This window comes from Rhodopirellula sp. MGV (assembly GCF_002251265.1).
GTDB classification, from domain to species: domain Bacteria; phylum Planctomycetota; class Planctomycetia; order Pirellulales; family Pirellulaceae; genus Stieleria; species Stieleria baltica_A.
On sequence record NZ_NPDI01000032.1, the window covers coordinates 1 to 10,677 of the forward strand.

The window sequence follows — 10,677 nt, forward strand, 5'->3', positions numbered from 1 at the left end:
CCATCGAGCAGCATGGCGACCGCATCGCGTTTGAATTCATCGGTGTAGGTGCGTCGCTCGGGCGTCGCTGAGGGTTGGGTCTTCCGTGGCATCGTAGGCTCCTTGAGTTCCTTTCAGTTTAAGGACTCGCGTGGCCCCCAAAACCAAGGCCACCTCACGCCCTCCCGTACACGCACGAAACGCAGCGGCTTAACGCGAGCGCGAAGGATCAGCTCGCATACCTCCTATCCTCTTGACTTCTGACCTAGAGCGATCCGATCGTTATCCGCCTTTGACCTCGTTCTCGTCTTGGCTCTGTACGAAAGAAACTACGTCCAGTGCGATGTAGGTAGGGTTGCTGGAGTTCGGCGATTGCCAGTTCCCAGATATGTCAACCTCGTTCCCTCGCACGAAGTACCTATCCCCTACAACGACGATCGTTGCATTGAGAAGTATGGCGCGGTCGGCTGATCCGTTTGTCAGGCCGGAATCAAACACGAAGAGACACGGCCCCGGTCCAAATTCACTAACGTGATCGACTTTTTGAACATCCGAATCGTGCGCAAATGCAAATTTCACCACACAGAACGAGAACGCAATTGCCAAGATAAAAGCGGGAGCGATGTATTGTCGGAACATTACGTGATTCTCATTGTGTGAGCATTCGCAGCGAGTTACGAAAAGACTGTTTCGGTTAATAGGGTTGCAGCCAGATGAGTTGATCGCAGTCAAAAGTGGCACCGCAACCCCCGTTCATCAAATGGTTCGCGGCGTCCCCACGACGACAGCTTGCCGTTCGCCGCTGACGACAAGTTTACTCGATCGGCATTGCGAAGGTTAACGAGTTGCGAACTAGCAGTCGGAATGTGAGACGCTGGATTGTCTTCAATCGCGCTCGTACTCGGCAACGCGGTGCGCGTACTCGCAATCGGTTGCCAGACGCCAGCTTGTCTTCATCAGCCAAGTCGACCGCGCACCAATCAAACCACGACATCAACTGCGATCACCAGGAAACAGAGGATCCGTGACTTCCGATGGGCGACACTTGAGCGCACCATCCAAGCCCGTCGACGAGCTATTAAACCACTCAGTTCGCGAAGAACACGAAGATGGGATGGGCATGACGACGAAGGATCGGTCATTGCGGACAGAGCCATCCGCGCGAATAGTCAACATCACGTGGAACGGGCGAACGACTTTTCACTTCAAAAAAAACATGCAGGCCACCCTGCCGTGCACGCGCGAAACGCAGCGGCTTAACGCAAACTCGAAGGACCGGCTCGCTTGCCGCCTATCCTCTTGACTCCTAACCGCAAGCGATCCGACGGTTCATCGCTACTCAGGCTTGGAAAAGTCGTCGAGAATTCGTGCAAGCTGTACGCTTGAAGCGCGGATTCGATCGCGAGGCAAATAGCCATCCCTATTTGGGATCGTAGCGTCGGCCCCGTTCTCGAGCAGTTCCTTTGCAGCATCAAAATGGTCGCCGTTACAGGCAAACCACAACGGTGTTGCACCGTTGTCGGTTTGGATGTTCACCTCCGCCCCGTGCTGGATCAACTCTCGCACTACTACGCTGTCGCCAGTTCCTGCCGCGTGATGTAGCACAGTTGTGTTGTCGCCAATCACCGGGCGAGGATCTCGGGCATTGACATCGTCACCAGCATGTATCGCATCGAGTGCTGCGCCCCGATCGCCACGAATTAATGCTGAAAGCAATCGAGTTGGCGGTTGACCAAGAATGCCCGTCATTTGCATTGAATACGATGACCGATAGCCGTCACCGGGCCGCCGGAGAGTCGCTCTCCATTGAAAAACCGCGTGATCGGCGCTTCCGCGTGCACGGCATTTTTTTCCGTCGACGGCAACCTATCCATACCGCCACGATCGTGACCAGAGGAAGAGAGTTTGGTTCTGGCACGGCAACGGCAATCACTGATTGGGAACCGGCCGAAGCGATGCTAGTGAGTGACGCGCCGCCAGCGTTATCATCCACCAGTCGTAGCGATGCGCCCATGCTCGCAGTCGAATTCGAAAAAATCACTTGCTGGTCGTCGCTGTTTGGAAATAGCGTTCGAATCGCAAGAATCGCGGAGCCCTGTCCCGACTCAAAGAAAAGCTTCTCGGGAGTTGCAACGGGCTGGTCCGCAATGAAGGTCCAGAAAACAGACACTCTCGAATTGGTTGGGGTCAACTGGTAAGCCCCTGAGGGAGACGAGAATTCGATATCCCAATCGACGAAATTTGTCCCGTCAAAATGTCCCAAAGATTCATCGGTCGTTAAGTGCCCGCCTCTAAATTCCCACCCTACGTCAAAGCCGCCTCGATCCGAGGCCAAAAACACCAGATCAGCGTTTGCGTGGTGGTTCGCATTAACAACGGCTGCAAAAATCGAGACAACCAGAAACAGTTTTCGCCAATTCATGATGGCCCCTTGTGCAAACTCAATCAATCAGAACATGAATGCAAAACGGGATAACGATACGGATCACGTGGCCGCCGCGAACGACTGACGACTTCGAAAAACTCAACTCGGCAGCTCACATGCATCCGCTTGTTCGCCGTTTTTTGCAGCGGTGATATGCTGAATCAGTGTAGCCGTGAATTCAGAAAACGAATCGGAGTCGGGGCCATTTCTTGGAAACCTCACACAAGAATCATCCCCTGCAGAAAAGGTGATCCACTCTTCGCGTCGGATTGTGTAGGCAAACCACAGCAACCCACATGAAGCAAGAAACATGAATGGTAACGTCCAGAAAGGGATGTGATGCCCTTCGATTCCCAGGAACTCACAAACCGAACCAAACACGCCTAAACAGCCGACGAGTAGACACCCCCAAAACGCCCCCGATGTAGTCCACCCCCGTATTGGATTGGGATCGATATCGGAAAATGGCGTTTGATAGGACCAGCAAGTCAAGTTACGTCGAACGAGTGTTTCAACACCATCCTCGTGGAGACGGATGACACCGCTAGTGTCAGCAGTACGGAATCGAAATTCGTTCAAGGTGCGATTGTGCAATGTACCAGTTCGCCGGCGAACGATATTGATAACGGGGATGCGGCCAAATGAGTTGACCGCAGGCAAAAGTGGCACCGCAACTCCCGTTCATCAAATGGGTCGCGGCGTCCCCACGACGACAGCTTGCAGCTCGCCGCTGCCGACAAGTTTTCTCGATCGGCATTGCGGAGGGTCACGAATAACGAATTGGCAGTCGGCATGTCATGCGACGGATTATCTTGAATCGTGCTCGTGCTCAGCAACGCGGTGCTCGTGATCGCAATCGGTTGCCAGGCGTCGGCTTGTCTTCATCGGCCGAGTCGACCGCGCACCGATCAAACCGTGAAACTAATTGCGATCCCCAGGAAACGAAGGTTCCGTGAACTCCGATTGGCGACTTTCGCGTACAACAATTAGCAGCGTTGAAGTCAGGCGTCGGTCATTGCGGTCACAACTACCCGCGCGAACGGTGGCCGTCACCGAGGACGGGCCAAGAATCTAAACACTTCAAAAACGTCGACTCCCGTCCTTCGGTCCACGCCTTGGTTCGTCGTCTTGGGCGTCAACAATGTCGACAAATGGTTCAGCATCGCGGCCCGATACCGTCATGGTAAATTCAACCTTTCCAGTCGTTATCTCACATACCGCTTTCGGGTTGTCCGGATCACAGTTCTTTCGCTCAGTGACGGCTACAGTTGCTCGGGCAGTACCGAACGGTGCAGCATCAGATTTATTGAATTGGAAAGTCGTATCGATAGTAATCGCACCTCCGTAGAACCGGTGTTTCCCCTTTTCGATTACTGTCGTCTGTTCGGTCGCACGTGCATCGACAACGTCTTGTTTGCTCTCTTCACTGGCGTCGGGCCGATCATTCGGCGGCGGGCATACGAGCATGAGGCGTGGCAGATAACCACCCCAGTTAGGGTCTAATCGCGGCTTTTCGTTGAGATCACGGACCCACACTTCTTTCGCACTACCAAGCGGATCATCCCCCATCCGCAATTTTTGGTCTGGTGCCAAAAACCGGAATCCTCGACGTGCACGTTTATCTACTGTTTCAACAACGAGTTCGACCCACGTGCATTCGATACCGTCAACCGTTTGTTTTTCTAGTGCTTTAAGTGTTACATCAAGCTTCCGCGTCGGTTTTCCCGGCCACTCCTCAATCATGCGGAAGGTCGCCCACTCTCCCTCCGAAGGTAAACGTTGCAAAAGTCCGTCAGCGAAGGATTGAACTCCAAATAAGCCCACTGAACAGAGAATACCAACCTGGGCAACTATCGGTCGCGTCATTTCTTCTACACTCGAAGAGTATCGGGAGTGCATGGAACACCGGCGGAACAATGAAACCTCTGCACTAGATGCGCAACACAGAATCATTTGTTTAGCAAACCGAAAATTCTGCGACAGAATCGAGTCTACGTGTCGACGAACGGTTGACATCACGCGGGACGGGCGAAAGACGTGCAAGCAGACCATTAAACCCGACTCCCGTCCGCACGTGCATGTCATTGTTCTCCGTTGTTCCGTAGTTCGGAAAAGAATTCCGTCCGTTCACTGACCAGCGTTTCGGCTGGATCATGGCCGAACCGCGTCCTAAGCGTGGCATTTCCGAACAGCGTTGACCAAAGCGCGTCGCCCATTCCGACTATCGAGCAGAGAAGTGCAAACCACACTACTTGCACAAATTCATCGGTGATGTGGAGCCAGATCAGCGCTGCGGCAATCGCGAACACTGCGGAAGTGCACCATCTTGCTGCGCGAGAGGAAACCATACGAAGACGTCGCTTACATACACGGCATCGCGGCAGGGGTCTCATACGATCAATTAATCGCAAAGACGAATCGCAAACGGGGCAGGATTTCCAAATCCCGCAATCACCAACCGGAGCAACGGAAGCGGGCTCTGATTGAGGCGGTCTGAATGCTTCATGAATGTGTTCCACGATATTCGTTCGCTTACAATGATGACTTGGAGGCGGCAGTCACGGAGAACGATTTCGATCACGTAGCCGCCGCGAACGACATTGTGTAATCGTACCAACTGAAATCCGCGTCATCGGGTACAAGGGTTGGTTCGTAGATGTACCAACGGCGATAGGTGGAACCATCACGGCCGATTGCCAGTCTAGCCGATTGGAATCACCGAGGGAAATTCCGGCATCCCAATCAGCAGTCGGCATGCCAGGCGTCGGTCTTCAGCGCTGAAATCGACAGGCGTTGGTTTATTGCAGCGACCTTTGTTCCACGAACGGTAAAGATTGACGAGTCGGCGGCGCGGGACGTTGCGATGGCCAGACCAAATTCGACTCCGCCAATCCGTTACATCCGCTGGTTCGTGCATACGCTATTCTCGCCTAATCACACCGTGACTTGAGGCCGTGTCCTTGACGACAGAATACCTACGAGGGCAACTGCAAACACGGAAGCAAGCAACATGACCGTATCGACAACAGTGACAGGGTGCTCAAAAAGCAAACTGACTGCGATTAGGCAAAGCAGTGAGCAACTCCAGATCTGAGTCATTCGCCTTGTGTGTTGGGAAAGCCTCCCGACTGATAGACATACCCCCGTTAGCCCAAATATTCCAACCAGAATCGTCGCCCCGATTTCAAGAAAGTCGGCCGTGCGGAATGCAACTTGAGTTCGAAATAGTTGAAATGCGCTGACGGCGAAGAACAAAAGACAGAAGGCTCCGATGGGGAAAAGAAGTAGCCGCGCAGCGTGACTTTGTCGAGAACTCTCACTCGAACAGTCGTCAACAAAACACGACTTCACTGGTTTGTACGGATTCATCGACAAGACCAACTAATACCACGAACGCTACGGTTAACGTGGCGGCGGCCACAAACCGTTGACTTCAAAATCGACGTGATCCGCCGCTCACGCTCAACCGATTGTTCGCCGCTTATCCTGGATCGACGTCAATTGTTTCATTTGACCATGACCGTTGACGGGTTGGATCTGTCAGCATCCACGTGGAAAATACACACCCGTAGGAGTTGGCAACATCACACATGAACGCCACCCAATCAACGCATCGATCCGCGTTCATGCAGTCGATACCATAGGGACGAGTAGTGCCTTCCACGCTCCAATACGTGAAATCCGGCCGTCGAGTAACTGTCATCGTGTAGCTTGTGGCAAGCTGTGCTGCGAGCTCACGAACGTCGCTTTCCACATTGCCGAAGTGCATAAAATCAAGTGCAAGTATTGTGTCATCGGTGATGCCATCGGCCGCCATTCGCGAGTGTAGGATTCGAGCCTCCGCGATACGCCTTCGTCGCATTCTTGCGTAGTAGTCGGTCCAAACTTGCTGTGGGTCTTCGGTCATGAAGTATTGGCCGGCGAACGATTTTGATCACGTGGCCGCCGCAAACGACTGACCACTTCATTGAACACAACGCGGCGACTCATGTGCATCGAGTTGTTCGCGGTCTACCCACGACGACAGCTTGCCGTTCGCCGTTGACAACAAGTTTACACGATCGGCATCGTGAATGGGAACGAGCGTTGCACCAGCAGTCGGCACGTCAGGCGACAGATTGTTTTGAGTCGTGCTCGTGCTCGTGCTCGTGCTCGTGCTCGTGCTCGTGCTCGTGCTCGTGCTCGTGCTCAGCAACGCGGTGCGGTGCTCGTACTCGCAATCGGTTGCCCGGCGTCGGCGTGTCGTCATCGGCCGAGTCGACCGTGCACCAATCAAACCGCGACATCTAGTGCGATCACCAGGAAACAGAGGATCCGTGACTTCCGACGGGCGAAATTCGAGCGAAACAATCAGCAGCATTGAAGACAGACGCCGGTCATTGCGGTCACAACTACCAGCGCGAACGATTTCGATCACGTGGCCGCCGCAAACGACTGACCACTTCGCTTAACAGAACTCGGCGGCTTACGTGCACCGGTTCGTGCACACACCAGTCAAACGCACCGGAACCGCCAAACAACAAGCACGCTGGGCAAGTCGATCGCCTACGTGAAGCGACCGGCGATGAGGCTGCCCCCAATCTCGCAGGAGAAGGCTAATCGAGACAACAGAAAGGGATTCGCAAGCAACAGCCAAGTGAAGCGAATCCCAAGCGTGAAGCGACCGCCCAAATGAGGATCAACGGACTTCTTGAACAGAGGACTTGAGCTGCGGCTCGCAAGCTTGCGAAGTCAAATCCTTACTGGCTACCCGTCGCGTTCTGGGTATTTTTTCGATGAGCAATAAACGACCTTACCATTTCATTGGGTTCTGCGCCGACCCAGACTGTCCGAAACTTGCCACCATCAATTCGAGTCACCGGCGAGTCTAACGTGCCAGGAACAGGATCAAACGACCAGTCAATCTTGATCATGGACCGAAGTTTCTCAATGTACTCCGATTTCGATATGGGATTTCCATCACTATCCGAGCGAGCAAAGAGCATCGGTTGCTCTTCGCCTATCACGGTGGAGAGCTCGTCCCAGCTTGATGGCCACTTGCCATCGCTTTGGTCCATATAAGTCGTCAAGAGCGTTCCGGTGTCCCACGCCGCATAAGCCTCGGGTATCTCTCGAATCGTCCGTGTGAGCGAAAGGGCAAACCAGCCGACCACAAACGCAACAGAAATCGCTGCAATCCGAACGAGTCTACGCTTCGTGATGGCGTTCACGTCAAAAGCTCAATCGGGTAACGTCGGACATCACGGGGGACGGAGAGTGAACTATCCATTACAAAAACGCTCGCAAGCCCGGCACCGGGCGAGAAGACCGAGGTCTCTTTGGTTTAGGCTACGGTTTGCGTTCCCTGTTTGCCACCGGTTTCCCGATTGTGGTGCTACAAGATGGTTACCATGCCGCATTGACCCTCGGCCCCTCTCAGAACCGGACGTGCGCTGTTGACGTATCTGGCTCCCAGCCAGTGACTCGCCTCAGCCTCCCATCAGATTGGCCCTCGACACTGCGATCAAGTCCGTCAAACGCGTCGGCTGAACAAACGCAAAGCGGTCCTGGTAGCGAAAGAGCTCCGACCAACTCTTCGATCGACGCTTCTTGGCCGTGCGACGTTTGAGTTTGAATCGGCTCGCTTGCCGCCTATCCTCTTGACTTCTGACCTAGAGCGATCCCATGGTTATTTGATCTTCGTGGTGAAGGTCGTGGGCTTGCCAACCAATTCGCGAGAGTGCTGTCTAATGCATTCGAGCAAATCTTCGGCGTTTGCAAATATCTTCGACCCAAATGCACTGTACTCAATTACGGCAGAATGGCCATCCGCGTGCATCAGTCTAGCGAGACTCTTGGACTCAATCCACCAAACGCTAAGCGTGTCGTCCTTTCTCGCAATGATTCCCAAGTACCGAATCCCGGGTATGCCATTGGATGACGCAAGCACATCCGCGATCGCGTAGTCTTCCTGCTCGCCGAGCTGTGTGGTCCTCAATTCGATCGCGATCCCATCGCTAGCAAACATGTCGACTGAGAACACGCCGTCGCCTTTTTCGCGGATGGTAATCGGTTCGTTTGTCTCTTGAGACAAAGCGACGTCCGGCGCAGCGATCCACGACCCTGCCAGATCAAACTTTGGCGCTGTCGGCTTGGTCACGACTTGCTGTTCCGGCGAAACAGCACCTTGGTGTTTGCATCCTGCCAGTAAGAGGACGGAAGCAATGCAAATGACAGCGATTCGCATGAGAGACTCCATTCATTCAAATAACGACCAAGGTAACCCGGCGGCGGCCAAGAACATTCATTCGAAAAATCCGCACGATCCGCCGCTCGGGTTGACCGCTTTGTTATCTTACTTTCGTCAATTGTGCAAATCCTGATACGACGCGATCAGTCAACGCGCCGTACCCAGTGTAATCGCCAATCAATCTCTGATCATCCTGAGATAAATCCCAGACCATTGAACCGAAATGAGGTCTTGGCCCATGGTTGCCGACGTAGTTAATCCAAACAAAGCGACCTCCTACGAAACCACCCGCAACGTTTAGCAGGCCCGTATACTGTGTTCCTCGATAGGGCATACTGAGCGTCATCGTCCCGGTTACCAGATCGTTGGTCGCATGAAGCTCAAGGGTAAGATCGTAATCGATTGGATGCCCATCAGGCCCTCGCTGCTGGTGACCTTGGCCGATCCATTTTCCTGCAATACGCTCAGCATTAGTGTCAGCAATCGCTTTTATCGTTTTCTGAAGCACCTCTGACGTCTGTGCGGCGTTCCTTTTGAACTCGAACTTACGCAAGTGCTGGCATACACCATCGAGGGTGTTGATATGACTGAGTCGCGATAGATAATTAGGCAACTTAAGACTGGGGTGAGTCAGGAACGGGAGAATCTGCTTCTTCAATGCTCTTGCATGGCCGATTTCATAGGGTACCCACGCAGAATCCAAACTGGCCGGTGAAACGACAACAATGATAGCGGCACAATTATGAAGGGCGATCCGAACTTCTCCTTCAATATCCTGCCCCCAGCCAATGTCTTTGACATCGCGAAAATGAGACACTCCCTCCGCGTCTAGTAACTCTGAGATGTCAGAGGCAATCTGCGAATCAACGTGTGAGTAGCTAATGAATACGGTGCTCATTTGGCTTTGTCAGATAACGGCAGAATTCACGGGGAATGGGCGAAAGACTTGCAAGCAGACCATTTAGCACGACTCCCGTTCTCGTGTGCAATTCATAGTTCCCCGCTTCGGTCATGTCTGCGTAATCATAGTGTAGGCATGTGCGAGAATGGCAACAACAAGGCCTAGCGCCGCGCAGTATTTGGCAACTTCATGAAAGGGAAATAGTCGCTTGTGGTTGCCCCAGAACCATTGGAAATGCATGAACAGACCAATGCAGACGATAACCAATCCGAATGTGACCGCATGTATTCCAGAAATTTCAAGCCAGAGCCCGCGTCCGATCGGCTGAAATCCTCGTGTCGTGATGTTAAGGGTCGTTGCACGTTGCGTCAGGCAGCATGAAATACCGTAGAGCGAAACCAACGCCGAAAGCCCTGCACCGACAACCCACATTTGGATCGGACCACCGCTCGGTGGATCAGTGAGCCAATCGGCGAGGTCAAACAAATACTCGTTGCGTCGCATGCGGGTTGCGTCCAATGGTGCAAGGAAAGACGTTGCATCCAAAGGCAAGACAAGTTTCGAAGCAGGGCGCGAATTTGCCGGGGAACGGTAGAGTTCAGCGGGGCCGCGCGAGCGACTGACCACTTAGAAAACGTCAACACGCGGCCTCCGTTGCAACCCAAGGTTCAAGTAAGCCGCTACGCGGCGGTTGATTTTGGGAAGCAATCCTGTTGGAAGGAGTGGTTCACGTTGAACCGCTCTGCACACTCCTTCCATCAGGACCTTACGATGGCCAAGTCTAACAATCGCCGCTCCCATTCGCAAAACGATCCTCAGCATGGTGCCTACTTTCCAGAAAAACTACGCCAGAAACTTAGCGAAGATCTCCAGCTTTCTGGAATGTCCAAGCGGACGCACGATGGCTACATCCGCGCCATCCGGCAACTCTCTGACTTTGCCAAGAAGTCCCCCGACAAGATCACGGAACATCAACTTCGACAATTCTTCTTGCACCTCAAAAATGACCGTGGCTTAGTTCTTCTACACGCGAACTTGCCGGCGCGACTGGGACACGTTCTCCATGCTCAAGCTGCAGAACATCACCCAGCTTCCTGAAGTACTTACCGTCGCACAGGTCCATCAGCTGATCGGCCAGGCAAC

9 protein-coding genes are annotated in these 10,677 nt (G+C 53.4%); 1 reads left to right on the plus strand and 8 read right to left on the minus strand.

The genetic code is table 11. The features are described 5' to 3' along the window. Positions 1 to 1,314 precede the first annotated feature (1,314 nt). The 8 genes from CGZ80_RS11080 to CGZ80_RS11140 form a co-directional block, all read right to left on the minus strand. A complete protein-coding gene (locus CGZ80_RS11080) occupies positions 1,315 to 1,728 on the minus strand; it encodes an ankyrin repeat domain-containing protein (protein WP_158222654.1) in 414 nt (137 codons plus the stop codon). A 28-nt stretch (positions 1,729 to 1,756) separates the two neighbouring features. After that, positions 1,757 to 2,401, minus strand: a complete 645-nt coding sequence (locus tag CGZ80_RS29225; RefSeq protein ID WP_094414306.1) for a PEP-CTERM sorting domain-containing protein — start codon at positions 2,399 to 2,401, stop codon at positions 1,757 to 1,759. A gap of 1,083 nt (positions 2,402 to 3,484) precedes the next feature. Beyond that, complete coding sequence (locus CGZ80_RS11100) at positions 3,485 to 4,270, minus strand: hypothetical protein (protein WP_143543868.1); 786 nt, start codon at positions 4,268 to 4,270, stop codon at positions 3,485 to 3,487. A 1,615-nt stretch (positions 4,271 to 5,885) separates the two neighbouring features. Continuing rightward, positions 5,886 to 6,311, minus strand: a complete 426-nt coding sequence (locus CGZ80_RS11115) for a hypothetical protein (RefSeq protein WP_103296525.1) — start codon at positions 6,309 to 6,311, stop codon at positions 5,886 to 5,888. 832 nt (positions 6,312 to 7,143) lie between these two features. Continuing rightward, the gene (locus CGZ80_RS11125; protein WP_094414320.1) at positions 7,144 to 7,614 is read right to left on the minus strand and encodes a hypothetical protein; all 471 of its coding nucleotides are present in this window, start codon (positions 7,612 to 7,614) and stop codon (positions 7,144 to 7,146) included. A 458-nt stretch (positions 7,615 to 8,072) separates the two neighbouring features. Continuing rightward, the gene (locus CGZ80_RS11130) at positions 8,073 to 8,630 is read right to left on the minus strand and encodes a hypothetical protein (protein ID WP_094414322.1); all 558 of its coding nucleotides are present in this window, start codon (positions 8,628 to 8,630) and stop codon (positions 8,073 to 8,075) included. A 103-nt stretch (positions 8,631 to 8,733) separates the two neighbouring features. After that, the gene (locus CGZ80_RS11135) at positions 8,734 to 9,531 is read right to left on the minus strand and encodes a toll/interleukin-1 receptor domain-containing protein (protein ID WP_094414324.1); all 798 of its coding nucleotides are present in this window, start codon (positions 9,529 to 9,531) and stop codon (positions 8,734 to 8,736) included. Positions 9,532 to 9,642: 111 nt separating this feature from the next. Next, positions 9,643 to 10,038, minus strand: coding sequence for a hypothetical protein (locus CGZ80_RS11140; protein ID WP_143543869.1), 396 nt, complete (start codon positions 10,036 to 10,038; stop codon positions 9,643 to 9,645). Between the two features lie 267 nt (positions 10,039 to 10,305). Between CGZ80_RS11140 and CGZ80_RS11145 the strand changes: the two genes are divergently transcribed. Continuing rightward, positions 10,306 to 10,632: a site-specific integrase gene (locus tag CGZ80_RS11145; protein WP_233148363.1), complete on the plus strand. Its 327-nt coding sequence runs from the start codon at positions 10,306 to 10,308 to the stop codon at positions 10,630 to 10,632. Positions 10,633 to 10,677: the final 45 nt, after the last annotated feature.